We start from the raw sequence: 26,004 nt of genomic DNA on the forward strand, positions 1-26,004 counted from the left end.
CTCTCGATGACCAAACCTTCCTTTCATTACTGTGTGAGACTTGATACTTTCGCTTTATGTGAATCCGGAGATCCACCCGCGTCGCGCATCAAGCGCCCACACTTATCGGCTGTTAGTTTTTAAAGATCATTCGTGAAGAAGCTCTGCTTTCTTCGCGTCCGTCATCAAACGGGAGGCGAATTATGCGATGCAGCCCGCAGCCCGTCAACCCCTCATCTGCAATTATTTTCAAAAAGTTGGAAAACGGAACGAGCAGTACTTTTTCCGCGTACCCGCAAATAGTTAGGTATCCAACACAATTTTCCCGCCTGCCCCGACTACGAACACACGAAAGAACTGCCGCCGCCGTCTCGCACCAATTAAAGCTCTCTCGCCGGCCGCCGTTAAACTGGATATCCCGCCACTCAAACGATCGCTGCTCAATGGACGAATCAGCAGACCAGCAAGTCCCGAATCCCGCGCCAGCAGCGCCTTCGTCGGTCCTCAGCGCCGACGCGGTACCGGTAGGCACACCGCTCGAATGGCCGATCGTCGATGCAGACGGCTCGCTGCTTTTTGCAAGCGGCACAGTTCTCGCAACTGCCGACGAAAAAGCCTTTCTCTTCAAGCACTTCGAGCCCCGCCGCGGCGACCTGGCGGACGCGGCAGCACAGCCAGCAGCCGTAGCGGATACGCATGCCGAACCGCAAACACCGCTGACGCTCGCCGACATGCACGTCGAAATCGGTGCATTGGTTGGCGTACGCTTGCAAATGGGCAGCGGCGCGCCAATGCATCCATGCCGCATCATCGGTTTTGCGCCGAATCATTCGCTGTTCATCACTCCGCCGCTTCAGCAGGGGCGCATGCTTGCGCTCGGCCTCGGTGAAAACATCGACATCGTCGCGATTGCAAGTCAGGCGGTGTTCCGATTCGTATGCACCGTCGAAGCCGTCTGCCGCTCTCCGTTCGATTACGTGGTGCTGTCGCGCCCCGGCCCCATCCGGCGTCTGCGCGAACGCAAGTCGATACGCGTTCAAACGCATTTCGCGGTGCGCTTCGGCATCGGCGAAACCGGGGACACGTACGACGGTCTCGGCGTAGCGAAGAGCCTCAGCGCGCTTGGCATGTCGCTGATGGCGCCGTGGACCCTGGGTGCCGTCGGCGACCGGTTGCGCGTGGCTTTCCGGCTCGGATCGGCGGAGATGGACACAGAGATACAGACCACGGCCGTGATCCGAAACCTGCAGAAAAGCACTGGCGCCGATAGTTCTTCGGTACATGGACTCGAATTCGATCAACTCGAACCGGCCCAGCAGATAGCGTTGAAGGTCTTTGTGTTCGATCGTCAGGACGACGTGCAGCAGTGGTCGCACGGCTTCAAATGAACCCGCGGCAAGCAGTGCGCGAAGCGCGCTTGCCTATCAACCAATCAGTTCTTCCGGCGTGACGCGGCATGCGCCCCATGCGCTCGCCATCCGCTCGCAGCGGCCGAGCCGTATCGCGCCACGCTCGAAGTCGACGAATACGACTTCGTCTGCATCCAGGGGACGCGTCGCTTGATCAGTCGTGCGGCCGTCGGTCAGAACCCAAAGCCAGCGCTGTTGCGCCGGGTTGCGGCGCGCGCTGCGCCCGAGCAACTGCGTTGCCTGTCGAATGCCCGCTGCGAACGGCGTCCCGCCGCCACCGCCGACGGGCTCAAGCCAACGCTCGTTCCACCAGCGCGGCACTGCGGGGCCAAAGCGCAGGTCTGCGCCGGCGCCGCCGAAGCAGATCAGCGCAGCCTCGGCGCGCATTGCACTCGCGCGATCGAACAGCGCAATCAGCAGACCTTTCGCGAGTGCGAGGCGCTGACCGGCCAGCATCGAACCGGAGCAGTCGAGCACGAAGCAGTGCAGCACACCGCCGGGGGGCGTCTCGCGCACGAAACGCAGATCTTCGGCACGCAGCGCGGGTTGCCCGCGCTCTTCCCGCTGCTCTTTCGCTCGTCGCTGTCCACTCGCAGCAAACGTCTGCGGCCATGCGATACGGCGCGTTGGCTCGCCACGCGGATCTGCACGCACATTGCTGTGCGTCTGCGCCCGTCGCCGCCATCGGAAACCGCTGCGCGAGTCAGCGGCGGCGCCCTTCCGATGGCTCAGCGTTTTTTTACGTTAAGCGGTATGACGCCTTTGACGTGCGTCGTCGCGGATGGCTGCGGCGGCAGATAACCCCAATCGCCATCGCCGGCCTCGACATCGGAAGATGAGGGCGTAGTCGAACTGTGCGCCAAATCGCGTGACATTGCTTCGCCGCCAGTCGCATCGTTAGCGGTCGATGTGTCCCGCTGACGCCGCCTGTGCACGAGCACCGCTTCGGCGACGCTATCCACATGCTGCGACGTTACAGCGTCGCTCCGCTCCAGCGCCGCGAGCGCTCGCGCGGCGCGGAGCATCACCAGGTCGGCGCGCAAGCCGTCTACTGCGGCGTCGATACATAACGCGCTGACATGCGCATGCACGGCGTCGTCGAAAGAAAGCTGCGCGAGCTTGTTGCGTGCTGCACGGATCCGCTCGACGTAATCCGCCTGCTCACGAGCGTAACCGGCACGAAAGGCTACCGGATCGAGATCGTATGCGAGCCGCGCCTTCACGATCTCTTCACGCACGCGCGGCTCGAAACAGTTCTGCAACTCGACCATCAAGCCGAAGCGGTCGATCAATTGCGGCCGCAACTCGCCCTCTTCGGGATTCATGGTGCCGATCAGCACGAAGCTCGCCTCGTGACTATGCGATACGCCGTCGCGTTCCACGGTGTTTACACCGCTCGCTGCGACGTCGAGCAACGCGTCGACGAGCGCATCGGGCAACAGATTCACCTCATCCACATACAGCACGCCGCGATGCGCCTTGGCTAGCAGCCCCGGCGAAAAGCGCACGGAGCCGTCGCGCAGTACGGTTTCGATATCGAGCGTGCCGATCAGACGATCCTCGCTCGCGCCCAGCGGCAGATTAACCAGTTGCCCTTCGGGCAACAGCTCGGCGAGCGCGCGCGCGGCTGTCGATTTAGCCGTGCCTCGCGGCCCGCTCACCAGCACGCCACCCAGCCCCGGATCGATCGCGGCGAGCAACAGCGCTTGCTGCAACGGCGCCTGACCGATCAATGCGGAGAAAGGAAACGCCGGCCTTTGCGCGGGGTTTTGCGCAGGATTCGGCCGCGCATCTTGCGTGGCTGCATTCATGATTGCATTCCTTCAATCTGCTGTTCGCTCGCGAGCAGATGCTGTTCGACCTGCGCGCGATAGTCGCCGGGCGCCTGCCACAGACCGCGCTGCATCGCTTCCAGCAGGCGCTCGCAAATCGAATGTAACGCATGCGGATTGTGCCGTTGCAAGAACTCGCGCGTATCCGCATCGTTCAGATAAGCATCGGTGACGAGCGCATATTGATGGTCCGCGACCACACGCGCGGTCGCATCATAGCCATAGAGGTAATCGACCGTTGCTGCAATTTCAGAAGCGCCTTTATAACCATGGCGCTTTACACCGTCGATCCATTTCGGGTTGACCACGCGCGAGCGCACTACGCGCGCGATCTCCTCGTGAAGCGTGCGAACGCGCGGCGCGGCGGGGTTGCTATGGTCGGCGTGATAAACGCTCGGCTGATTGCCTGCAAGATGGCGTACGGCCGCGACCATACCGCCCTGAAACTGATAGTAGTCGTTCGAATCGAGCAGATCGTGTTCGCGGTTGTCCTGATTCTGCAATACGACATCCATCGCGGCGAGGCGTGTGCCGAATGCGTGACGCGCTTCTTCGCCGGCGCTTTTCTGCGTGTACGCATAACCGCCCCAAGCCTGATATGCATTCGCGAGATCGGCGTCGGTCTGCCATTGCTGCGAGTCGATCATGTCCTGCAAACCGGCGCCGTAAGCGCCCGGACGCGCACTGAATACGCGCCAGCCGGCGCGCTTGCGTGCCTCGGCCGCGTCCATGCCGTGTGCGATCAACGCATCGCGTTCCCGCAGCACACGCTCGCGAATCGGGTTCAGTTCTGCTGGTTCGTCCAGTTCGGCGACGGCTTGCACCGCAGCATCGAACAGATGCATAACGTTCGCGAACGCGTCGCGGAAAAAACCGGACACACGTAGCGTGACGTCGATGCGCGGCCGGTCGAACGCTTCGATCGGCATGATTTCGAAGTCAGTCACGCGATGGCTGCCCGGCGCCCACTTCGGTCGCACTCCAAGTAATGCGAGCGCTTGCGCAATGTCGTCGCCGCCCGTGCGCATTGTCGCGGTGCCCCACACGGACAGACCGATCGCACGCGGGTAATCGCCGTGTTCCTGCAAATGCCGCTCGATCAACTGCTGCGCCGACTTCAGCCCGAGCGACCAGGCCGCTTGCGTTGGGACCGCACGCGTGTCGACCGAATAGAAGTTTCGGCCGGTCGGCAGTACATCGGGTCTGCCACGCGATGGCGAACCGCTCGGACCCGGCGGCACGAATCGCCCTTCGAGACCGCGCCTGAGATGCGTCATCTCCTGCGTACCGCATGCGTCGAGCCGCGGCAGCACGTCGTTGCGCAAGCGCTCGATCACGCGTCCTGCCTGCGGCAGCGGCGCCTTCGCCAATGGGTTCGCCGTATCTGTATTCGTGTGCGCTTGCGGCTCGCATAGGCTTCGCAGCATTTCCGCTGCGAACAGTTCCAGACGCTCGCGCGTATCGCCGCAATGCCGCCAGGGCGCATCGCTGACCTGTTGCAGAATGACAGGACGCGGGCCTGTCCAGGCCGCGGACCAATCCACCGATAGCGGGTCGAAAAAGTGATCGATCTGCAGATCGCGCGCCAACGCATCGATCAACCCTGCGTTGCCACCTTGCCCATCGCCGACGGGAAAACGCGCTAACGCAAGCAGCGTATCGCGTCGTTGCACTGCTTGCGGCGATTGGCCGAACGTGTGCAAACCATCGCGAATCTGCGCTTCTTTCAATTCACACAGCCACGCATCGACGCGCGTGAGCAACACATCTTCGTCGTCTTCACCCTTCGGCTCGGACAGGCTTAATTCTTCATGCAGCTTATGTTCGACGATAGTCGCGAGAATCGTGCGCCGTAACAGCTTCGAGCGGCGCGGGTCGACCATCAACGCTTCATAGTATTCGTCGACCTGGCGCTCGAGGTCCTGCAACGGACCGTAACTTTCGGCGCGCGTGAGCGGCGGCATCAGATGATCGACGATCACGGCTTGCGCGCGGCGCTTGGCCTGACTGCCCTCGCCCGGATCGTTGACAATGAACGGATATAGATGCGGCATGGGCCCGAGAATCAGATCTGGCCAGCAGGTATCGCTCAACGCAACACTCTTGCCGGGCAGCCATTCGAGGTTGCCATGCTTGCCGACATGCACGACCGCGTCGATGCCGAACTGATGACGCAGCCAGAAATAGAACGCGAGATACGCATGCGGCGGCACGAGTTCGGCGTCGTGATAGCTCGCGTAATCGCCCTGCTCGCGCGAGCGCGACGGCTGAATGCCGACGAATACGTGGCCGCAACGCCAACCCGCAATCATGAAACGGCCGCGCCGCACGCTCGGGTCGTGCTCCGGCGGACCCCAACGCGCATTCAGCGCATTGCGCGCTTCGGCGGGCAGCGCGTTGAAATGGGTGAGGTAATCGGCCACCGCAAAGCTTTGCAAAGCGGGCCGCAGATCGCGCACCACCGGATCGTTCGTCACGCCCTCGGTCAGCTTCTGCAATAGCGCGTCGCCGTTATCGGGCACGGCTGCCACGCGATAACCTTCGTCGCGCAACATCGACAGAATGCCGACCACCGACGCCGGCGTATCCAGTCCGACGCCATTCCCAATGCGACCCTCGCTCATCGGATAGTTGGCGAGAATCAGCGCGAGTTTCTTGTCCGCGTTGTCGAGCGAGCGCAGGCGGCACCAGCGGCGGCTCAACTCGGCGATAAAGTCGACGCGTTCGCGATCGGGCTGATAACGCACCACGTCGACTTCCGTATGCGGACAGCGATACGCAAGTCCCTTGAAACTGATCGCGCGCGTGATGATGCGCCCATCCACTTCGGGCAGCGCGATATGCATGGCGATGTCGCGCGAATTCAGGCCCTGATTGTCCTTGAGCCAGTCCTCGCGGTTGCCGCCGCTCAGAATCACCTGAAGCACAGGCGCGTCGCCGGCGAGCGCGAGCGGTTCGGGATCATCGATCGCGGACGCGGCGAACGCAGTCGTGTTGAGTACGAGCGCCGCGTTATGTTGCGAGCACAACGACTGTACGACTTCGCGACTCACCGCGTCTTTCAACGACGTAATCGCGATTGGCAGTGGGTTCACGCCGTGTGCTTCGAGCGCTTCGATCAGCGCGTCGAACACCGCTGTGTTGGCCGCCTGAAGATGCGCCTTGTAGAACAGTATCGCCGCGACGGGCGCATCGTGCCGCCAGCGCGCTTGCCAGTCGGCGATTGTCGGCGTGTCGCGTTGTGGATGGTAAAGCGACGCGGCCGGCAACGCACGGGGCGGCGCAGGCTCGTGTCCCCAACCGAGCGCGCGATACGCGATGCAGCGCAGAAACGCCTCCGCATTCTGGGGACCGCCTTCCCGCAAATAACGCCACAACTGATGGCACAGATCCGTGTCCGCGGTGCTGCGCGCAAGCAGATTGGGATCTTCCTGCAGATCGCCCGAAAACATCGCGAGCGTTTGCTGTTTGCGCTCCGCTAGCGCGACGACCTGTTCGATACCGTACGGCCAATACGCTTCGCCGCCAAGATGATCGACTACGACGACGCGCGCGTGTTGCAGCACATCTTCGACGTAGAAATCGACCGACGCCGGTTGCCGCAGATACGTCACGTTCGCGAGCCGCACGCTCGGAAAACCATCGCCGAGACGAGGAAACACGCTTGCCAGCAGCGACAACGTGGTGTCCGCAGAACTGAGCACGACGATATCCGCAGGCCGCTGATCGATACGGATCACGCCTTGCGTATCGTCGACGAAACCGCCCGGCGTGGTGCGCAGAAGATGCATGTGCGCTTACGCCTGCTGCGCTGCGACGCCCGGCACCTGAGCGTTCGACACGCCCAGCGCCGCGTCGAACGCGCGCTGCAGCGCGGCTTGATCGAGGTCTTCACCGATCAGCACGAAGCGGCTTTCGCCCGCCTCGCCAGGTTGCCAGCGCCGGTCGAAATAGCTGTCGAAGCGCCGGCCCACGCCCTGAATCACGAGACGCATTGCTGCGCCCGGCAATGCCGCGAAACCCTTTACACGGTAGATCGTGTTGCTCTGGACAAGCGTTTGCAGTGCGGCGATTACCGCGTCACGCGACAGCACGTTTGCATGCACCACTACCGAATCGAATTCATCGTGGTGATGGTCCGCATCGTCTGCCGAACCGTGATGGTCGTGGCGCAAGTGAATCGTTTCTTCCGATGCGGCTTCGAGCCCGAACAACGTGTGTAGATCGAGCTGCCCCATCTGCGCGCGCACGACCTTCACTTGCGGCGGAATCTCCTCGCGGATCACGGCTTCGACCGCATTCTGACGAGCCTCATCGAGCAGATCTGTTTTGTTCAGAATCACCAGATCGGCTGAAGCCAACTGATCTTCGAACAATTCGTGCAGCGGCGATTCATGATCCAGATTCGGATCGGCTTTGCGCTGCGCATCGACAGCGAGCGGATTTTCCGCGAACTGGCCGCTCGCGGCAGCGGGACCGTCGACCACGGTAATCACCGCATCGACGGTGAAACTGTTTTTGATCTGCGGCCAGTTGAACGCCTGTACGAGAGGCTTCGGCAACGCGAGACCCGAGGTTTCGATCAGCACATGGTCGATCTGCTCACGGCGCTCGACGAGCTTTTCCATTACCGGAAAGAACTCCTCCTGCACCGTGCAGCAGAGGCAACCGTTCGCGAGTTCATACAATTGCCCTTCCGTTTCGACACCGTTCTCGTCGCAACCGATGCCGCAACCCTTCAGGATTTCGCCGTCGATACCGAGTTCGCCGAACTCGTTGACGATCACCGCGATGCGCTTGCCGCTCGCGTACTGAAGAATGTGCCGCAACAGAGTGGTTTTGCCGCTGCCGAGAAAGCCCGTGACGATGGTGACGGGGATCTTGCGCATTTGAGTTTGCATCGTGAGGTCCATCCCAGAGGTTGCAGGCGCCGGCCGGCGTAGTCCGCACGCATGAGGTCCAGCGCGTGCCTCGGGCATGAACGACGGCCTTGCTACAACAGGAAAAACGCAGAAAACGGGTGTGAGGGCATGAGCGCAGCGCCGCATCCCCGCGACGTTCGCCCTTCGTGTTCCGGCCGGTATCCGGGCTGGCGAAAGCGCCGCTTCCCCTTCCCGGACGAGTGATTTCTCGCCCAGTGGTGATATGCCCACGCGGCCTTGCGCGTGGACATCGAAGCCGGCACTGCGACGCCACGCGAACCGCCGTGACGCCACTTTTCGCTTACCGTTGCGGGGGCAGCACAGGTTGACCCAAACCGTGACAGGCGGGCGCCCTGTTTCCCGTTTAACTGCATGCGCACGAGCGCGCACACGAGCACCAGAAGTGCGTGCGAGTTTAGGCCGACCGTCTGGCGCCGTCAAGGAAACGCGGGCCCGGCGCGCTTATCGCACGGGCTTCTCGTGTGCTATCGTATGCGCGCGTTTGGTGCCCGCACATGCATTCGCGTGTGCAGTTAAACGGGAAACAGGCAGCGCTCCCGCGCTCAACCTGTGCTGTCCCCGCAACGGTAAGCGACCTGCGGTGCAATGTTCATGCTGCACCGCGCATGCGTTTTCGATGCCACTGTCCGATACATTCGAATGAATGCGGGCGGGAAGGCAAAGCGCGTGAGGCCGCCAGCCCGGATACCGGCCAGATGCGGAGGCGACCGTGCGTTTCTCGACGTCACGCCGCCGGCAGCCGGAATCCGCGAGGGACGGATGTGAAGGCGCTGAAGCACGATCTGGCAACCGGGTTCGCACCCGCGCGTGCCGTCGTCGTGCGTGAAGACACCGCTTGAATGACTTCGATCTCCAATCACCTGGGCCCGTTCGCGTGCCGCACTGCATGGCGTACGCCGGCGGGGCGCGCAACGTCGTTGCCGTGCACGGCTAGCGAGGCGCGATGACACGCGCGTGGCTGATCGGCGCAGGGCCCGGCGACGTCGAACTGATGACGTTGAAGGCAACGCGCGCCCTCGGACAAGCCGACGTGATACTCGTCGACGATCTCGTGAATCGCGACGTGCTGCAATTCGCTCGCGCTGACGCCTCCATTGTTTACGTCGGCAAACGCGGCGGTCATCCGTCGACGCCGCAAGAAGGCATCGTCGCGCAAATGCTCGATCATCTGCATGCTGGGCGCAGCGTCGCGCGACTCAAGGGCGGCGATCCGTTCGTATTCGGCAGAGGCGGCGAAGAGCAGCAGGCGCTGCATGCGGCCGGAATCGAGGTGGAGATCGTCAGCGGGATCACAGCCGGAATCGCGGCGCCCGCAGCTATCGGCATTCCGGTTACACACCGCGATCATGCGCAAGGCGTGATCTTCGTGACCGGCCACGGTGCGGGCAGCAGCGAGCCGGATTGGGGCGCGCTCGCCGCCACCCACATGACGCTCGTCATCTACATGGGCATGCGGCGGCTGAACGATATCGTCGGCGCATTGCTCGCAGCCGGCATGCGCGCCGACACGCCGTGTGCGGCGATCGAATCGGCCACGCGTCCGGAGCAACGCCATGCGCTTTCGAGGCTTGGCGAATTCGCCGATGCGGTCGCGCGCGCGGGACTCGGCTCGCCTGCGATCGTGGTGATAGGCGGCGTGGCGTCGCTCGCGCTCGCGCGTGCCGCCGCGGCAAGCTCATCAGATGCGGCATCTTCGCCGGACGCGAAATGAAAACGCTTAGCGTGGGCATCGGTTGCCGCCTGCACACATCGGCGGACGAGATCGAAACGGCGGTGCGCGCCGCGCTCGGTTCGCACACGTTCGAACAGATTGCAACGGTAGCCTCTATTGAAACGAAAGCCGACGAGCCGGGCCTGCTGGAGTTCTGCGCGCGTCACGGGTTCACGCTGCAAGTGTTCACCCGCGAGCAGATTCTCCCGATTGGCGTTCACGAACCGTCGGCTGCCGCGCGCGAGCATCTCGGCGTGGACGGCGTATGCGAACCGTGCGCGTTGCTTGGCGTGGCCGCCGGTTCCACCGCACATCTGATCGCTCGCAAAACCGTTTACGCTGGTGTCACCGTGGCGATCGCATCGACCGCACCAGCGCCAGCACACAGTGTCACCACCATCTCACAGGACCTTCCATGAAGACCGATCCCGAATCGCATCAACGCATGACCGAACGCCGGCGTGAAGGCCACGAAAAGAAGCAGGCCAACGCGACCGTCGAAAAGGGCCTGCTGATCGTCAACACCGGCACCGGCAAGGGCAAGACAACCGCCGCTTTCGGCATGGCCGTGCGTGTGCTCGGCCACGGCATGCGGCTTGGCGTCGTGCAGTTCATCAAGGGCGCCCTGCATACGTCGGAGCGCGACTTCCTCGGCGCAATTGCCAACTGCGACTTCGTGACGATGGGCGACGGCTACACCTGGAACACGCAGAACCGGGACGCCGACATGGCCACCGCACGCAAAGGCTGGGACGAAGCACGCAGGATGATTGAAAGCGGCGACTATCAGATGGTCATCCTCGACGAACTGAACACCGTGCTCAAGTACGAATATCTGCCGCTCGACGAAGTGCTGTCCGTCATCAACGCGCGTCCGGCGATGTTGCATGTGGTCGTGACCGGCCGCCACGCGCCCGATGCGCTGATCGAAGCCGCCGACCTCGTCACCGAAATGCGCATCGTCAAGCATCCGTACCGCGAGCAAGGCGTCAAGGCGCAGCGCGGCGTGGAGTTCTGAACGTGTCCGCCTGCCCTGCGCTCTTTGTCAGCGCGCCCGCGTCGGGTCAAGGCAAGACCACGATCACCGCGGGCCTCGCGCGCTACCATCGGCGACTGGGGCGGCGTGTGCGCGTGTTCAAGACCGGGCCCGACTTTCTTGATCCGATGATCCTTGCGCGCGCAAGCGGCGCGCCCGTGCTGTCGCTGGATCTGTGGATGGTCGGCAAAGATGCCTGCCGCAATCTTCTCGCGCAGGCGGCGGACGAAGCCGATCTGATCCTGATCGAAGGCGTGATGGGCCTCTTCGACGGCACGCCGAGCAGCGCCGATCTCGCGACCGAGTTCGGTGTGCCGGTACTCGCGGTGATTTCGGCGAAGGCGATGGCGCAAACCTTCGGCGCGGTCGCGTTCGGCCTCGCGAATTTCCGGCCTCAGGTGCCGTTTCATGGCGTGCTCGCGAACCGCGTCGGTTCCTCGCGTCACGCGCAGATGCTCGAAGAGGCGTTGCCGCCGGCGCTGCGCTGGTGCGGGCACATTACCGCCAGCGACGAAATCGAATTGCCCGATCGCCACCTCGGCTTGCATCAGGCCGCGGAAATCGACGATCTCGACGCGCGTCTGGATCGCGCCGCCGATGCGCTCAGTCATACGGCGCTGGCCGGGCTGCCGCCCGCGGTGGAGTTTGGCGCGGCTACGCCACAAGTGCTTCCCCGCCTTCTGCACAACAAAAAAATCGCCATCGCGCGCGATGCCGCGTTTTCGTTCATCTACCCGGCCAATGTCGCGCTGCTCGAAGCGCTCGGCGCCCACGTTCACTACTTTTCGCCGCTCGCCGACGAAGCGCCGCCCTCCGACACCGATGCGCTGTACCTGCCCGGCGGGTATCCCGAACTGCACGCCGCGGCGCTCGCCGCGAATGCCCGCAGCGCCGCGGCGATCCGCGCACATGCGGCGGCCGGCAAACCGCTTGTCGCCGAATGCGGCGGCATGCTTTATCTGCTCGATAAGCTCACTGACACACAAGGTGTCAGCACGTCGATGCTCGGCTTGCTGCCCGGTCACGCGACGATGCAAACACGCTTCACCGCGCTCGGTATGCAACAGATCGACAGCATGCATGGCGCCGTGACCGGCCACACGTTTCACTACTCGAAGCTCGGCACGCCGCTTTCGCCGTTACGCTCAGCCACGCGGCCTCAAGGCGATGCACCCGGCGAGGCTCTATATCGCGTCGGCTCGATTGTCGCGACTTACATGCACGCTTACTGGCCCTCCAACCCGGCCTTCACGGCCGCTCTGTTCAATGGCGAAGCCTTTTAACGAAGCCGACCGTGACGCGGTTTATCGCGCGATTTACGAGCGCCGCGACATGCGCCACTTCGTGCGCGATCCCGTCGATGCCGCGGTATTGCAGCGTCTGCTCGATGCTGCACATCATGCGCCGAGCGTGGGTTTCATGCAGCCGTGGCGCATCGCGCGCATCACCGATCCCGCCTTGCGTATTGCGTTGCATGCGAACGTCGAAAGCGAACGGCTGGCTACCGCCGACGCGCTCGGCAAGCGTCGCGAAGAGTTCATGAAGCTGAAAGTGGAAGGCATGCTGGAGTGCGGCGAGCTGCTCGTCATGGCGCTGATGGACGGCCGCGAGCGGCATATCTTCGGCCGCCGCACGCTGCCGGAAATGGACCTCGCATCGGTGGCCTGCGCGATCCAGAACATGTGGCTCGCCGCCCGCGCGGAAGGGCTCGGCATGGGTTGGGTGTCTCTCTTCGACGTCGATGCAGTGCGTCGGCTCCTGCGCATGCCGGAAGGCGCGCGGCCGGTCGCGATACTTTGCCTTGGCCACGTCGACCGCTTTTATAGCGAACCGATGCTGCAAACCGAACGATGGGCGGAGCGCACGCCGCTCGCCGATTGCGTATTTGAAAACCGCTGGCCCGAAGATCCGGTACCGAAGGAGCAGTCGCCGCGCGATCCGCTGTAGCCTTCGTTATCTTTGCAACGGCGTCACCGAGACCACGTCCGGCAGGCTGCCTTCTGGATTCGGGCGCAATTTCACGCGCCAGTCGGTTGGTGCGTCGAACGGGAACTGCACCAGCGCGCTTCTGATCAGCGCGGGCGTGGCGTGCAGCGGATCGGCGTCGCGGTCTGTACTGGCCGCACTGACCTTGTACACTTCGCGCCCGCTCACACGTTCGAAAAACCGCAGCGTGAGCGTATGACGGTAGACGCGTGCGCCGAATAGCGAGACCGATGCGTCGGTCAGCGGGCGGCAATTGCCAGATGCACAGTCGCTCACACCAACGCCGATTTGTGCTGGCCGCGTCTCGTATCCGACCGAGAGCACGTAATGCGCAGGCCGCTCCGTCGTATCGGCGAAACCCTGCTTGGCCAGTTCGTCGCGCAGCACGGTTTCGAACTGCGCATGGTCGACGCGCGCTTCCTGCGTCGGCAGGCGCGCGAACGTGTACGTCCGCTCGCCGGCTAGTGCGGCTGCGGGCGTCGCGGTGTGCACGTCGGCGTGCATGCCGGTACATCCGGCGAGCGTCGCCGCAGCGAGCGCCGTACACACCAGAGTCGCTTTCATTGCGTTCACCGCTTTCATCGCTCTCATCGCTTCCACCGTTTTCACAGTTCGCTCCCCGATTCGATAAGACGCGCGCTCAGGCGTCATGACGCCGGCTCGCAGGCCGATCCAGTTGCGCTTCTTCCAGTGCCGGCAGATAGATCGTGACTGCCGTGCCCCGCCCGGGCGCGCTCACCACGTTTACTTCACCGCCATGGCGCGTCACCACGGTCTTGACGAAGGCCATGCCGAGCCCGGCGCCGCCCACTTCTGGCCGCTCTGTTTCGTGAAAACGTCTGAAGCGTTCGAATAGCTGTGCCTGCTGGTCTTGCGGTATCCCATAGCCCTGGTCGCGGATCGTGCACGACACGCGTCGCGTCGCGCGATCCGATGCAACCGCCATAGTGAAACCGGCCGTCGCCGACGTGCGCGCGGGCGCCTCGTTCGATAGCTCACAGGTGATATGCGTATCGGGCGGACTGTATTTGACCGCGTTGTTCAGGATGTTGACGAGCGCACGCGTCAGGAGCGAACGATCGGCGCAGATCCAGTGGCCCTCGTCGGCGATATCGCCTATGTCGCGGCCTTCTGCCGATAGGTCCGTTTCCGTGTGCAACGCGATCCGCTTCGCGTGCGCTTGCGGCCAGACTTCATCGCTCGCGTCGATCATCAGCTCGGCGAGATTCACCGGCTCCAGCAGGTAGGTTTGCGACTCGGCACGCGCGAGTTGGACGAAGTCGTCGGCGAGTGTCAGCGCACGTTGCGCATAACGTTCGATGCGCTCGAGCAAGCCGCGCGCGAGCACCGGCTTCTCGCGGGCCCGCTCGATCTCGACGAGCGCCAGGATCGACGCCTGCGGCGAGCGCATATCGTGCGACAGCAGCCGAAGTGCGTCTTCGCGCTGGCGCTCGGCGGCGTGCAACGCAGAGACATCGACGAGACCGGCGATCCATCCAGTCGTCTCGCCCTGAGCATTCGTGCAGTTCGCGTAACGCAGCAGATGATCGCGCCCGTCAGCGTCGCGCACTTCGACGCCCTGCGCCATCAGCGCGGCAAACTCGCGGCTCGTGGGATCGAGCAGCGCGGGCCAGTGCGCGCGGGCCAACAGATCGTTTTCGGCATCCGATCCGGCTCCGCTGTCGATGGCCTTGACGAACGTCAGGCCACCGAGCACCGCCTGCATGGAACGTCCCTCGGGCATCGGCGCGCCAAGACGTGCAAAGTGCGCCCTCGCGGCATGGTTCGCGATCAGCACGATGCCCTGCATGTCACTCACGAGAATCGGCTCGGGCATGCTGTCCAGGCTGTCCCACATAAAGCGCTTCATGTCCTGCACGCGTTGTGCGGCTTGCGCCATCAGCGCCATGTGCTGTTCGAGCACGTCGCCGCCAAACTGGCGCCGCCGCTGCGGCGTTTGCGGCAGCAGATGCGGTTCGTCCGCGAGACGCTGCAACTCCTTGCGCAGATACGCCATCGTCATTTCGAGGCGGCGCCAGTTCCAGATCGGATAAACGGCCACCACGCCGAGAATCGCGGGCACGGGCGACAACCACAGCTGCGCGCCGTACAGCAGAATCGCACTGCCGGACATGGCAAGCAGGCACAGCGCGCCGGTCAGCAGCAGCGAGCGGCGCGGCGACAGTACGAGGAAACCGGCCAGCAACGCCGCGAGCGGAGCCAGTGAGACGACGAGCAGCAGCCATCGTGCGGCAGGCGCGACTTCGCGGCCGGTGAGCAGCGTATCGAGCACGTTCGCGTGGATATAGACGCCGGGCAGCGGCCCCAATGCACCGGAAACCGGCGTGGCAAACCGGTCGTAAAGACCCGATGCGGTCACGCCGATTACGACGATGCGCCCGCGCAATTTCTCGGGCGGGACCTGGCCCGCGAGCACGCTCGCGAAACTGAGCTTCTCGTAGCTCTGTGCATTCGGGCTGAACGGGATCAGGAAGCGGCCGTCGCTCGCAGCGTCGTTGCGCGCAACGGTGCCCCGATCGCTTGCATCGCTCGCCGATTCCAGAGACGCGCGCCTTGCCGGCTGCACATTCAGCCCTAGCGCGCCGCGTTCTGCCGCCCGCGCCACCGTGAGCATCAACTGCGGCCAGCGCGAGTCGGCGTCGCCCTCGAACTGGGCGACGCTGCGCACGATGCCGTCGCTGTCCACTTCGAGATTGATATGCCCGAGGCCGGCTGCTGCGCGCACGAGCGGCGCCACCGGTTCGACGACGGCAGCGGGCGCGCCTTGCCCGGCGTCCGTGAGGAGCACCGGCAGATAAGTCGGACTCAGCGCAATCGCGCGGGCAAGTTCGGCATCGTCGGGATTGGTTTCGGTGAAGAGCACGTCGTAGACGACCGCGGCGGGCTTTGCCTTCGCGACCTGCTCGAGCAATCGGGCGTGAACGCTGCGCGGCCACGGCCAGCGGCCGAGTTGCGCGATGCTTTCATTATCGATTTCTAGCACGACGATGTCCGGCAGCACCGCCTGAGCATGCAGACTCAGTAAGCGGTCGTACACCAGATGATCGACGCTCGCGCTCATGCGACCCAACGAACTGAGCGCGATCACGACGAGACCCAGGCATCCGATAGCCGCCCATTCGATCAGAAAACGACGGCCGGCGCGCCGTCCGAGACGGGCGCGCGGGTCGAGGCTCAAGCGCGTGGATGTGTTGGGCAAGGCGCGATGTCAGGAGGTAGAAAGCCAAAATCAGCAAGCGGACCGGGTCACTTCCGGGCCAGTGAATCTACCAGCGTCAGCGCGCAAGCGTGAACGTGCGAACTGCGCTGGCCGTCGCGTACAAGCGGCCGTTGTCGAACTGCTCGGCAACGATGGTCCAGTAATAGACGCCTGGCGGCAGATCGCTCACCACCAGTTGCCCGCCCGTCAGATCCGCGCGGTCGACAATCGGATGGCGCAGATCGGCCGTCGTCGCCATGACGAAGCGAAAACGCGTTTGCGCCGACGCCGGCGCGCGGCTCACGAACCAGCGGAATTCGTAATCGTGGCCGCCCACGCGCGGCGCGGCCGACGCGCCGATCGCGAATTGACGTCTCTCGAAGGCATACACCTGCGGCAAACCTTCCAGCCCGTTCGCGTCGATCGCCGCAATGCGCACGAAATACGTGCCGTCTGCCAGATCGCCGAAGTCCGCATGTGGCGCGCTCACGCGAAGGTCGCGGATAAGATCGAGCTGGTCGGCGTCGCGAGAGATCTGCACGCGGTACGTTGTTGCGGATGTTGCGGTTTCCGCGGCTCCGGCGGCGTCGGCCGGAATCAGATCGAAAGCCACCGTCTTGCCGTCCTGCACTCTCGCCGGCTCCTTGAGCGCAGGTGCTGGAAGCAGTGCAACTGCATCGCCTATCGCGGCGCCGGCTCGCGTCACGCTGCCGAAGCGTTCCGTGAGCAGTTGCGCCGACGCCTGCAGCGGCACGCCTGGCGGCGGTGCCGACTTGCGCGCGAGCGCCGCGACCGGATCGACGCCGACCGCGCCGTCCAGCACTTCGACAGCCGTGGTTTGCGCGTCGCCGTCGTAAGCGACCCTGAAGCGCGTCCCACGCACGCCCGCAACTACCGACGGCGAACGGATCTGGAAGCGGTCGTCTTTCTTCGTCGCGTGCGTGACCTGGCTCTCGACCTGCCCGCGGCGCAGTTCCAGTTGACGGTCGCCCGCGCCCGTCAGCGTGGTCCGCCGCAACCGGTCGATGTCGAGCGCGCCGTCCTGCGTCATCGTGAGATGAGAGCCATCCGACAACTCCAGTGTGACGAAACCGTTGGGTCCGGTGCGGATGCGGTCGCCTTCGCCAAGCGTCGCGCCCGTCGTCAGCGGCAGATAAGGGCTCGCACCCGACGCATGTTCAGCTGGACCGCTCGTCGCGATCACACGTGCCGTCTCCGGGTCCTGCTTCAGTTTGTCGGCTGGCAGACGCAGCGCAATGCCGGCCGGCATGCGACGAGGTGCGGGCACCTGATTCAGGCGACTGAGCACGGCCCAGTCGGCGGTGTCGCTGAGATACCGGCTCGCGATTTCATAGAGTGTGTCGCCTGCGTGCGTCACATAGGAAACATAGGCTGGAGGCGCGGCTTTCGCGCGCTGCTTTGGCGCCCGTGAGGGCTGCGCCTGTGCCGAAGCGGGCGCGAAGCAGGCGAAGGCGAAGAATCCCGCCGCGGCTAGTACGGCGCTCGCGCGGCGGCCAGCCGAGCCGGTCCTGCCGCGTATCGCTGAAGCGTCGTCGACGGAAACCGTCACGCCTGCCCCGCTTGCGAACGGTCCGCGGCTGGCGGTGTATCGCTCGCTGACTCCAGCCGCTCCAGTCTGTAGCCATAGCCGTAGATCGGCGTCAGACGGTAGCCGTGTTCCGGCCGCAGGCCGAGCTTGCTGCGCAGCATCGACACGTGCGTGTCCATCGTGCGCGACGGGATGTCCGTCGCCTGCTTCCAGACGACGTCGAGAATATGCGCGCGCGACAGCGGCCGGCTCAGATGCTGGAAGAGCAACAGCGCGAGTTCGAACTCCTTCTGGGTGAGCGCCACTTTGGTGCCGCGCACCACTACATGCTTTGCATGCAGATCGAACTCGAATTCGCCGAAGACTTCCGTCGCCGCCGACGGCTTCAGGTGATAAGCGCGGCGCAGCAGCGAACCGACGCGCGCGAGCAGGACGGCGGCCGGGACCGGCTTGACGACGTAGTCGTCGGCGCCGATGTTCAGGATCGACGTAATGTCGCTCTCCTGGCCGCGGTTCGTCATGAACAGCACGGGCAAGCGTTCTGACAGGCTTTCGCGCACCCAACGCAACACTTCTTCGCCCGACATGTCAGGCACATTCCAATCGAGCACGAGCAGATCGAATGTCTGGCGCCGCAACTGCCGCACCAGTTCGCGTCCCGCAACGTATGCATGACAGACGTGGCCCGCTGCCGACAGCGTTTGGCAAACCAGATCGGCTTGCGCCGAATCGTCATCCAGGACAGCAATTCTCATAAAAACCCCGCAACGCGACTTCGTCGTTTGTTCGTCGTTCGTTCGTCGTTTGCCGGTAATGGGCGCAGCGGCGTATCGGCGACCGCGGCCATTACCGGCAAGCCGGCGGATCGACCGGGATGCCGGTGCTCGCTGGCACCGGCGATCCGGCCTTTCATTCATCTTCGGTTCGAAGTTTGTTTGACTCTCTTTCGACTAATGGTCCTTCGCCTCGCGCCCCGTACAACCCTGCTGCCACCCCATCTCAAAATTAGCGCGCATTTTTCGATTTGGGAGCGGCGATTATCAAACCGCCGATAATCATAATCGAAAAGACGATCGATCTTTGCTGAATGCCATTAAACGGTTCAGCGGCGGCTGCCGGCTCGCATGCCGCTTTTGCCGGTTTTGCGCGCCGTTCCCGACGCCTCTCAGGTCCCGCCGGCTAGTTTCGGCCCGTATGGGCCTGCATATAAAAAGGTGGTCTCTCTCGCACACTTCAGGCCCCGCGCCTGTCTTTTTCAAACCGCGACAAGCTTTTCGGGAAACAGCGATTTGACAATTTGAGTGAGTATAGAAACGGTCCCAAAATAAATCGTTTAAGGATTGTCAAATCGGTGCTGCCGCTGTTGTAGATTTGCAATGAAGCTGTCGAGTCCGCACAAACCAGTCAAAAAACACTGGATCAGTGGATCGACACCTCTCACTGTGACAACGTGCAGTTAATCGCGGAGCAAAGCTTTCAGGTTATGTCTTGGGCAACCGCTCAATACACCGAGTCGCGCTCCGATTGCCCGGGTGCTCTGCGCGTTTCGCGGCATGGGTCGTTGCGCGCGGGCCGTCGAGAGCAAAAAAAACGGCGTCGTGCCTGGTCAGGACGACGCCGTAAAAACATCACACGCTCGCGGGGGCTACCTCACGAGTGCACAGAAAGTAACCGCTCAGAAATTCATTCTCAAGATGAAAGAACTACGTTTGTAACGAACAACGCGGTAGATATTACGCAGGCCATAACAACCATCCCGAAGTTGCAATGCCGCGCGACATCGAACCCTGGGGGATAAACAGTGCGGACATGTGAACATTTACAGACGGCGATGATTTGTTACAGACGGACGTGAAAGCGAAAAACTCGCACGCCAGTGCTGCATTCTCTCGAGCATGAGTCACGCGAATCCCGGCCGCATCGAAAGCCGCGAAAGCTTGCGGCCGACCCTCACGCTGCCCGCTCTGCCCGGTCAACACAGCGACGAGCGCCGTTCAGACCACGCGCGGGCGCAATGTGTTCGAGCTTGACGGGCAAGGTACCCGCGACGTTCACACCGATTGCCTCGGCAGCGGCATACGAGAGATCGATGATCCGTCCGTGCACGAACGGCCCACGGTCGTTGATCCGCACGACCACAGAACGTTCTCGCCCCACTGCCGTCACTCGCACACACGCGCCCAAGGGCAAAGTGCGGTGCGCCGCGGTCAATGCGTGCATGTTGTAGCGCTCGCCGCTCGCGGTGCGGCGACCATGGAATACCTTGCCGTACCACGACGCGAGGCCGGTCTGCAGAAAGCGCCTGCTGCAAGCGCAAGCCGACGCGGCCGGCGAATCGTCATCCGCGGATTGCGCGTCGGACTGCGGCTCGGATTGCGGGTCGGCAGCCGATAAGCTCGGCGCAAGGGCAGCGGCTCGTTCGTCATCATCGGTCGAGCTACCTTGCAATGCATGAGGCGCCGTTTGCCCGACTGTACGAATGGCCGGTTCGGCGCTGCTCAGGGCGGAGCGGTCAACGACCGACGGCGCGCAACCCGCCAACGCCAACACACAGCCAAGCGACGCGAGCGTGAGACCGAGACGGTTTGCAGCCGCGCGGAGAGAACCAATGAAACCGGTTGAGCCGGTGCAGTTGGTGAAGCGAAAAGTCATAGGGCATTACACTGCGCAGCGCGCTGCATCTAACAGCACGCCGCGTCGGTCCGGTTCGAGGAAAGCGGCAATGCCGCGTGGGCACCGGCTTAAGGGCGCTTCGGAAGATAGAGGAGCGGATCGACAGGCTTGCCGCCGTCGCGCACTTCGAAATGCAAAGACGCGTCGCCGTGGGAGTCCGACGAAAGCTCGGCAATCGCCTGCCCTTTCTTGACGAGCGCGCCGTCTTTAACCAGCAGCGCGCGGTTGTTGGCGTAGGCGGTCAGCAAATGCGAGTCGTGCTTGATGATGATCAGCAGACCGTAAGCCGCAATGCCGCCGCCCGCGTAGACGACCCTGCCGCTCGCCGCCGCTCTCACCTGTGCGCCGGCGGCCGCAGCGATCGCAATGCCCCTGGTTTTTCCTGCGACGAACGGCGCTTCAACCGGCCCGTTAACCGGCCATGCGAGTCGCGCTTTGCCGATGGGCGCGACGCTCTGCACTGCGTTCGCGCGGGGTTCTGGGCTTGCAGGCGTGCGCGAATTCAATCCGGCAGGCGCGCTGGCAACTCCCGGTGGCGGCGCGACACGCAGCAGTTGCCCGGCATCCAGTGCGCCATCCGCCGACAGATGATTCCACTGCGCAATCGCCGCTGCATCGCGGCCAAAAGCCCTAGCAATGCCGGTCAAGGTATCGCCCGAATTCACCCGATAGAACCCGGCCGGAACCATTGCCTCATTAGGCATTGCCGGCAATGCAGGCACTGCTGGCACTGCGGGCGCCCAGTTGGAGGGCCACGCCAACGGCGGACTCGCAGGCGCACCGCTCGGCGCGAGCAGGGAGCAACCGCTCAGCGCGCCGGCCAACGAGAAGACGAGCAGGATTGGGACAGCCGGTGTGGCGAAACGGGGCAAACAGATTTTCATTAGAGCAGTGGGCGAGATCGGGGTAGTGCAAGGCGGCGCATCGGGCTACCGTTGCTGCGGCGGCGCGGAGATCGGCGCGGCCGTCGGCGCGGCGATCGGCACGGGGGCCAGCACGGCGAGGTCCGCCTGTCGAACACGCTGCGCAGCCGGCGCGCGCGTTCATTGCGGGCGAGAACATCAGCAATCGTGTTTCTTTGCGTGGCCCGGCGGGCAATGAGTGCCGCGATTGAAGCGATAAGCATCGTCGTGACCTGCACGCGTGCGCCGTCCTTCCCACTCGTCGCGGCTCCACGAACGGTGACCGTCCCAATAACGTCCGTCGTGCCAGCCTTGTGTCGCTGGAGCATTCGCAGTCGTGCGTGTGGACGGGCTGAGTTCGAATCCAAAGCTCTTTGCCTGAGCGACGACGGACAGGCTCATCGCGCAGCCAAACGCGATCGAAAGACAGATACGTTTCATACAAGAGTCCTAACTAAATAGATGTGATTGCAAGTGGCAACGCGAACGACGCTCTGCGTCAGCCACCGGGCTGCCCGAAAGAAGACCGTGTTTTATGTTTCACGCAGGTTTTCGTCGATGAACTGCAGGCAGCAAACGGGCCGATGTCATGCACCGGCCCGCGTCTTCACAGGCTCGCTACGCGGCGTAACGGTTACGGCTTGGCGGGCGCTGCTTCGTCGGACACCGGTGCGGCATCCTGTTCGCCGCCTGCAGCCGATGCTGCATGGTGCGAATGCTTGTGCGAATGCTTATGCGCGTGCTTGTGTTGCTTCGTGGTGTGGTGTTGCTTGACTGCCGGCGTTGCTTCCTGCTGGGTAGCAGCAACAGCAGCTTGCGACGATGCCGCGACCGGTGCCGAAGCCTGCGCAAACGCTGCGATCGAGAAAAGGCCGGCAACAGCGGCGGCGACGAAATGCTTGTTCATAACGGTTATTTCCTTAACGTACTGCGTTGACTGACCTGATGATGGTCGCGTGTTCAACGAGTACGGCAAGCAACCGTTGACGGCAGGCAGACAAACTCCGCGTTTCTTGACGACTTGTGACGTCTTTGAACAATGCGGAGTCAAATCTGGGAATATTGGATACCGGAAAACGTCGGCATTCAGTGGTGGATGAGTGCGCGACTCGTGCGCACTGTCCCGAAAACGGGTCGCGTCACCTTCCGCCTTCGAGCTCGGGCATCGGCGCGAACAGCGCGTCGATATCGTCGTCGGAGAATTTGGCTGCGCCGGCGGCGTCTTCCGAAAGAATGCTGTCGGCAAGACCTGCCTTCTGCTCCTGCAATTCCACGATCTTTTCTTCGATGCTGCCCGCCGCGATCAGTTTGTAGACGAACACGGGCTTATCCTGTCCGAGTCGATGCGCACGGTCGGTGGCCTGATTCTCGGCGGCGGGATTCCACCACGGGTCGTAGTGGATCACGGTATCCGCAGCGGTGAGGTTCAGCCCCACGCCGCCCGCCTTCAGGCTGATCAGGAACAGTGGCACCTTGCCTTGCTGGAAGCGCTCGACGGGCGTGATCCGGTCCGTTGTGTCGCCGGTCAGGATCACATAGGGAATCGCCGCTTCGTCCAGCGCCTCGGCGATCAACGCGAGCATGCCGGTGAACTGCGAGAACAACAGCACGCGGCGTCCCTCATCGATCAACTCTGGGAGCATGGACAGCAGCAGGTCGAGTTTGGCGGAGCGCATACCTCGTGCGCCCTTTTCCGCCTTATCGGGGCTCGCCGGTTTCGCCGCTGCGTCCTCGCTGCGTTCGACGCCCTCGCCTGCGGTCCTGAGCGTGCGCACCAGTCGCGGATCGCAACACACTTGCCGCAGCTTCAGCAGCGCGTCGAGCACGATGATGTGACTGCGCGCGAGGCCTTGTGCGCTGACGGCCGCGCGCACCTTCTCCTGCATCGCCGTACGCACGGTTTCGTACAGATCGCGCTGCGCGCCTTCCAGATCGACGGAACACACAATCGTCGTCTTGGCCGGCAACTCCTTCGCCACCTCGTCCTTGCGACGCCGCAGCATGAACGGCCGGATGCGACGCGCAAGCAACGAACGGCGCACGCCGTCGTTATTCTTTTCGATCGGATTGCGCCAGCGGCGCGTGAAATCCTTCTGGCTGCCAAGAAAACCCGGCAGCAGAAAATCGAACTGCGACCACAGTTCGCCCAGGTGATTTTCGAGCGGCGTGCCGGTCAGACACAGCCGGTGCCGCGCGTTCAAGCCGCGGATTGCCTGCGCGGCTTTCGTCGTCGCGTTCTTTACGTACTGCGCCTCGTCGAGAATCAGCAGGTGATATTCGTATTCGGCGAGTACCTTCTGGTCACGCCATAGCAACGCGTACGTCGTCAGGATCAGTTCATGTTCGCCGATCTGATCGAAGCGCTGCTTGCGTTGCGGGCCGTTCAGCACCAACACCTTCAGTTCGGGCGCGAAGCGCCGTGCCTCCTCGCGCCAGTTGTGCACGAGCGTGGTCGGCACTACGATCAGCGCCGGCCGGTCGAGCCTGCCCGCTTCCTTCTCGGCGAGGATATTCGAAAGCGTCTGCACGGTTTTGCCAAGGCCCATGTCGTCGGCAAGGACACCGGCGAGACCCTGCTCGCGCAGATACTGCATCCAGTTCAGACCCTGCTGCTGATATGCGCGCAGTTCAGCGCGCAGACCGCGAGGCACCGGCACCTCGCGCAAGCCAGGACCGGCTTGCAGACGCTGCGCGAGTTCTCGGATGGAATCGTCGCCGCGAAATTGCCAGCGTCCCGTATCGCTCAATGCCTGGAGGCGGCCTGCGTCCACAGAAGGCACGCGCAGCGGCGCGCCCTCGGCGAGACTCGCACCGAGTGAATCGAACAGATCGACCAGCACGCGCACCACCGGCTTCAACCGGTCCGCGCGCAGCCGCAGGCGCTTGTTCTCTTCGGTCTTCAGTTCAATCGGCTCGTCGTCGGCGATCGCCTCCAGCGTACCGCCCAGCCAGCGCCGGTCGCGGCGGAACAGATCGGCGAGCAGCGGCTCGAGCCGCACATTGCGCTCGCCGATGCGGATACCCATTTCAAGATCGAACCAGCCGTCGCCCGCCTGATGCGCGGTGCCGTCGATCGCGTCGATCTCGATTACGTTGTAGCGGAACTCGGGCGCCATCGTCACACGCCAGCCTTTGCTGACGAGTTCCGGCACCGCGTCGCTCACAAACGAGGACCAGGCGTCCGCATCGGCCAGACCGAGCATCGTATCGGGCAGTTGCCGCGACGTGAACACGCGGCTCGTGGGCACCTTCTGCAACCCGCTCTTGCGAAGTTCCAGCAGGCGCTTCTTCTCGACCTCGTAACGGCGGCGGATGTGAATGACGTCGCCGCCCGGCATGGGCACGAGTGTCACGCTGCTGTCCACGTTGATGCTGACGCCGTCGTAGTCGAAGCTCACGCCGGCCAGTTCGACGGCCAGGCCTTTGGCCTTTCCGGCGGACGGCAACGCGTGGCTATTGAGCGTGAGCACCGGCACCGGCTCCACGTCGATCACCCGGATCGCCCGCGAGTCATGAGTGGGCGGCAACGGCAAGTCGGGCGCAACTTCGCGCAGCACCGACGCGACAAGGGGCGCTTCGGCGAGCGAGATCGGCGGCATTGCGAGGTAATCGGGCAATTGCTGGAACGGTAGCGACGAGCGGACCACACCGGCCTCGTTCGCCACGCCGTCCACATACCAGACGGGCTCGGTCGGCAACACCATACTCGCGCGCGGCTCGGTGCACAGAACCGGGCGCAGCCGCTGGTCGGCAAGCGGCTCCCATTCGATGCGCCCGGGCCGGTCGGCCGCACGCGCGAGCGGCGTGGGGCCGTCGTGACCTGGCGCAATCCCGAAGTCGACGAAGAGGCGCCCAGTGGCAATGAGCTTTTGCAGCATCTCCGCGCCGTTCGTGCCGCGCAGAATGAATTGCCCGAAGTCTTCGCGAGAACGGCCGAGCCATAGGCCGCGCAAGATGGACAGATCTTCGTCCGATACGAACCCCGGTTGCTTGACGAGCGCCGCTTCGACGTTGCCCCACGTTTCGCCGACGGAGACGATCCGACCGTCCGGATGGCAGCGCGCGCGGTGCAGCACGACCTCGTGCCGCATGTGGAAGTCGGACCAGTTCAGCCGGTAGGCGAGCGTCTCGGTGCGCGCGGCGCTTGCCTTCTGGACAGCGGCGTCGGCGGCTTCCGCGCGTGCCCGGAAGCGTTCGAGCCAGCTGACCAGTTCGGGACGCACGCCAGGTTGCAAAGCAGTAGGCTCCGCCGATGCGGATCGGGCAAAAACGGCGGCGCTGTCTTCGCGCTCATTGCCGTCCACGTCGATGATGCGGTCCATCTCGTCGTGGTATTCGAGCTCGGCCAGCAGCAGCGCGGCGACGTGCTTGCAATTGCGGCCGACCGGGCAGGTGCAGTCGCTCTGCGCCCATGGCAAGCCACCGTCGGTGCGAAACCGGACCCGCGTTCTGTAAGGCAGCGGCTGCGAACCCTGTACGTCGCCAGTCAGCGTGGCCCCGTGCCATGCGACTTTGCTGACGGGCCCAACCGCGCGCGCCTTGGCGACGGTGTTCTCACCGAGCCATTCTGCAATCCGTTCGCGATCAAAGAAAACTGACGACATCAGGGTGCATCCTCTTCAAGCCGGCGAAGGCAGGCGGCGCGGAAGGCAACTGCCGGCGGACGGCGCAGTCCACCGCTTCTTTCACCCGGAGCCAGGCTGCCAGCGATAACCGGCCATTTTACGCGTCGGAGCGAATTGGCTGTGCGAGGCGGCGCTCGCG

Annotated in this window: 19 protein-coding genes and 2 riboswitches; of the genes, 6 read left to right on the forward strand and 13 right to left on the reverse strand. The window is 63.6% G+C overall.

What is annotated here, in order from left to right; genetic code table 11:
* Positions 1 to 422: 422 nt before the first annotated feature.
* Positions 423 to 1,367 carry a flagellar brake protein gene (locus SB753_RS24980; protein ID WP_410802372.1) on the forward strand — a complete coding sequence of 315 codons (945 nt, stop codon included), beginning with the start codon at positions 423 to 425 and terminating at the stop codon, positions 1,365 to 1,367.
* 36 nt (positions 1,368 to 1,403) lie between these two features.
* Here SB753_RS24980 and SB753_RS24985 read toward each other — a convergent pair whose 3' ends face one another.
* The 4 genes from SB753_RS24985 to cobW all read right to left on the reverse strand — a co-directional run bounded on the left by SB753_RS24985 (position 1,404) and on the right by cobW (position 8,121).
* Positions 1,404 to 2,042, reverse strand: coding sequence for a vWA domain-containing protein (locus SB753_RS24985; protein WP_410802374.1), 639 nt, complete (start codon positions 2,040 to 2,042; stop codon positions 1,404 to 1,406).
* Positions 2,043 to 2,116: 74 nt separating this feature from the next.
* A complete protein-coding gene (locus tag SB753_RS24990; RefSeq protein WP_410802376.1) occupies positions 2,117 to 3,199 on the reverse strand; it encodes an ATP-binding protein in 1,083 nt (360 codons plus the stop codon).
* Entirely contained in the window at positions 3,196 to 7,011 is a 3,816-nt protein-coding gene (gene cobN, locus SB753_RS24995) for a cobaltochelatase subunit CobN (protein ID WP_410802378.1), read from the reverse strand. Before cobN ends, SB753_RS24990 begins: the two co-directional genes overlap by 4 nt.
* 6 nt (positions 7,012 to 7,017) lie before the next feature.
* Positions 7,018 to 8,121, reverse strand: coding sequence for a cobalamin biosynthesis protein CobW (gene cobW / locus SB753_RS25000; RefSeq protein WP_410802380.1), 1,104 nt, complete (start codon positions 8,119 to 8,121; stop codon positions 7,018 to 7,020).
* Between the two features lie 156 nt (positions 8,122 to 8,277).
* A riboswitch (cobalamin riboswitch) is annotated at positions 8,278 to 8,559 on the reverse strand.
* A gap of 69 nt (positions 8,560 to 8,628) precedes the next feature.
* A riboswitch (cobalamin riboswitch) is annotated at positions 8,629 to 8,874 on the forward strand.
* A gap of 232 nt (positions 8,875 to 9,106) precedes the next feature.
* Between cobW and cobA the strand changes: the two genes are divergently transcribed.
* Genes cobA through bluB form a run of 5 tightly spaced genes read left to right on the forward strand, consistent with a single transcriptional unit; the run spans position 9,107 to position 12,857 of the window.
* Positions 9,107 to 9,874 (forward strand): uroporphyrinogen-III C-methyltransferase, encoded by a 768-nt coding sequence (gene cobA / locus SB753_RS25005; protein ID WP_410802382.1) that lies wholly within the window; start codon positions 9,107 to 9,109, stop codon positions 9,872 to 9,874.
* Positions 9,871 to 10,293 carry a cobalamin biosynthesis protein gene (locus tag SB753_RS25010; RefSeq protein WP_410802384.1) on the forward strand — a complete coding sequence of 141 codons (423 nt, stop codon included), beginning with the start codon at positions 9,871 to 9,873 and terminating at the stop codon, positions 10,291 to 10,293. Before cobA ends, SB753_RS25010 begins: the two co-directional genes overlap by 4 nt.
* Complete coding sequence (cobO, locus tag SB753_RS25015) at positions 10,290 to 10,892, forward strand: cob(I)yrinic acid a,c-diamide adenosyltransferase (RefSeq protein WP_020071504.1); 603 nt, start codon at positions 10,290 to 10,292, stop codon at positions 10,890 to 10,892. The genes SB753_RS25010 and cobO overlap by 4 nt, the downstream gene beginning before the upstream one ends.
* A 2-nt stretch (positions 10,893 to 10,894) precedes the next feature.
* On the forward strand, positions 10,895 to 12,193 hold the full coding sequence (locus SB753_RS25020) for a cobyrinate a,c-diamide synthase (protein WP_410802386.1): 1,299 nt from the start codon (positions 10,895 to 10,897) through the stop codon (positions 12,191 to 12,193).
* Complete coding sequence (gene bluB, locus SB753_RS25025; protein WP_410802388.1) at positions 12,177 to 12,857, forward strand: 5,6-dimethylbenzimidazole synthase; 681 nt, start codon at positions 12,177 to 12,179, stop codon at positions 12,855 to 12,857. The genes SB753_RS25020 and bluB overlap by 17 nt, the downstream gene beginning before the upstream one ends.
* A gap of 6 nt (positions 12,858 to 12,863) precedes the next feature.
* Here bluB and SB753_RS25030 read toward each other — a convergent pair whose 3' ends face one another.
* The 9 genes from SB753_RS25030 to SB753_RS25070 form a co-directional block, all read right to left on the reverse strand.
* The gene (locus tag SB753_RS25030) at positions 12,864 to 13,460 is read right to left on the reverse strand and encodes a DUF4136 domain-containing protein (protein ID WP_410802390.1); all 597 of its coding nucleotides are present in this window, start codon (positions 13,458 to 13,460) and stop codon (positions 12,864 to 12,866) included.
* A 76-nt stretch (positions 13,461 to 13,536) separates the two neighbouring features.
* The gene (locus tag SB753_RS25035; RefSeq protein WP_410802392.1) at positions 13,537 to 16,116 is read right to left on the reverse strand and encodes a CHASE2 domain-containing protein; all 2,580 of its coding nucleotides are present in this window, start codon (positions 16,114 to 16,116) and stop codon (positions 13,537 to 13,539) included.
* Positions 16,117 to 16,192: 76 nt separating this feature from the next.
* Entirely contained in the window at positions 16,193 to 17,686 is a 1,494-nt protein-coding gene (locus tag SB753_RS25040; protein WP_410802394.1) for a FecR domain-containing protein, read from the reverse strand.
* Positions 17,683 to 18,420 carry a response regulator transcription factor gene (locus SB753_RS25045; protein ID WP_410802396.1) on the reverse strand — a complete coding sequence of 246 codons (738 nt, stop codon included), beginning with the start codon at positions 18,418 to 18,420 and terminating at the stop codon, positions 17,683 to 17,685. Before SB753_RS25045 ends, SB753_RS25040 begins: the two co-directional genes overlap by 4 nt.
* A gap of 1,195 nt (positions 18,421 to 19,615) precedes the next feature.
* Entirely contained in the window at positions 19,616 to 20,317 is a 702-nt protein-coding gene (locus SB753_RS25050; RefSeq protein ID WP_020071511.1) for a septal ring lytic transglycosylase RlpA family protein, read from the reverse strand.
* Positions 20,318 to 20,406: 89 nt separating this feature from the next.
* Entirely contained in the window at positions 20,407 to 21,222 is an 816-nt protein-coding gene (locus SB753_RS25055) for a peptidoglycan DD-metalloendopeptidase family protein (protein WP_410802398.1), read from the reverse strand.
* A 177-nt stretch (positions 21,223 to 21,399) separates the two neighbouring features.
* Positions 21,400 to 21,681 carry a hypothetical protein gene (locus SB753_RS25060; RefSeq protein ID WP_310357905.1) on the reverse strand — a complete coding sequence of 94 codons (282 nt, stop codon included), beginning with the start codon at positions 21,679 to 21,681 and terminating at the stop codon, positions 21,400 to 21,402.
* A 193-nt stretch (positions 21,682 to 21,874) separates the two neighbouring features.
* Entirely contained in the window at positions 21,875 to 22,147 is a 273-nt protein-coding gene (locus SB753_RS25065) for a hypothetical protein (RefSeq protein ID WP_204523511.1), read from the reverse strand.
* Positions 22,148 to 22,379: 232 nt separating this feature from the next.
* The gene (locus SB753_RS25070) at positions 22,380 to 25,844 is read right to left on the reverse strand and encodes an SNF2-related protein (RefSeq protein WP_410802400.1); all 3,465 of its coding nucleotides are present in this window, start codon (positions 25,842 to 25,844) and stop codon (positions 22,380 to 22,382) included.
* Positions 25,845 to 26,004: the final 160 nt, after the last annotated feature.

This window comes from Paraburkholderia sp. SIMBA_053, assembly GCF_046534895.1.
Classification (GTDB): Bacteria; Pseudomonadota; Gammaproteobacteria; order Burkholderiales; family Burkholderiaceae; genus Paraburkholderia; species Paraburkholderia caledonica.

Excerpts from the sequence above, each read along its gene's own strand:
- SB753_RS24980 (WP_410802372.1), top strand. The coding sequence starts at position 423 with ATGGACGAATCAGCAGACCAGCAAGTCCCGAATCCCGCGCCAGCAGCG.
- SB753_RS24990 (WP_410802376.1), bottom strand. The coding sequence starts at position 3,199 with ATGAATGCAGCCACGCAAGATGCGCGGCCGAATCCTGCGCAAAACCCC.
- cobN (WP_410802378.1), bottom strand. The coding sequence starts at position 7,011 with ATGCATCTTCTGCGCACCACGCCGGGCGGTTTCGTCGACGATACGCAA.
- cobW (WP_410802380.1), bottom strand. The coding sequence starts at position 8,121 with ATGCAAACTCAAATGCGCAAGATCCCCGTCACCATCGTCACGGGCTTT.
- cobA (WP_410802382.1), top strand. The coding sequence starts at position 9,107 with ATGACACGCGCGTGGCTGATCGGCGCAGGGCCCGGCGACGTCGAACTG.
- SB753_RS25010 (WP_410802384.1), top strand. The coding sequence starts at position 9,871 with ATGAAAACGCTTAGCGTGGGCATCGGTTGCCGCCTGCACACATCGGCG.
- cobO (WP_020071504.1), top strand. The coding sequence starts at position 10,290 with ATGAAGACCGATCCCGAATCGCATCAACGCATGACCGAACGCCGGCGT.
- bluB (WP_410802388.1), top strand. The coding sequence starts at position 12,177 with ATGGCGAAGCCTTTTAACGAAGCCGACCGTGACGCGGTTTATCGCGCG.
- SB753_RS25030 (WP_410802390.1), bottom strand. The coding sequence starts at position 13,460 with ATGAAAGCGACTCTGGTGTGTACGGCGCTCGCTGCGGCGACGCTCGCC.
- SB753_RS25045 (WP_410802396.1), bottom strand. The coding sequence starts at position 18,420 with ATGAGAATTGCTGTCCTGGATGACGATTCGGCGCAAGCCGATCTGGTT.
- SB753_RS25050 (WP_020071511.1), bottom strand. The coding sequence starts at position 20,317 with ATGACTTTTCGCTTCACCAACTGCACCGGCTCAACCGGTTTCATTGGT.
- SB753_RS25055 (WP_410802398.1), bottom strand. The coding sequence starts at position 21,222 with ATGAAAATCTGTTTGCCCCGTTTCGCCACACCGGCTGTCCCAATCCTG.
- SB753_RS25060 (WP_310357905.1), bottom strand. The coding sequence starts at position 21,681 with ATGAAACGTATCTGTCTTTCGATCGCGTTTGGCTGCGCGATGAGCCTG.
- SB753_RS25065 (WP_204523511.1), bottom strand. The coding sequence starts at position 22,147 with ATGAACAAGCATTTCGTCGCCGCCGCTGTTGCCGGCCTTTTCTCGATC.
- SB753_RS25070 (WP_410802400.1), bottom strand. The coding sequence starts at position 25,844 with ATGTCGTCAGTTTTCTTTGATCGCGAACGGATTGCAGAATGGCTCGGT.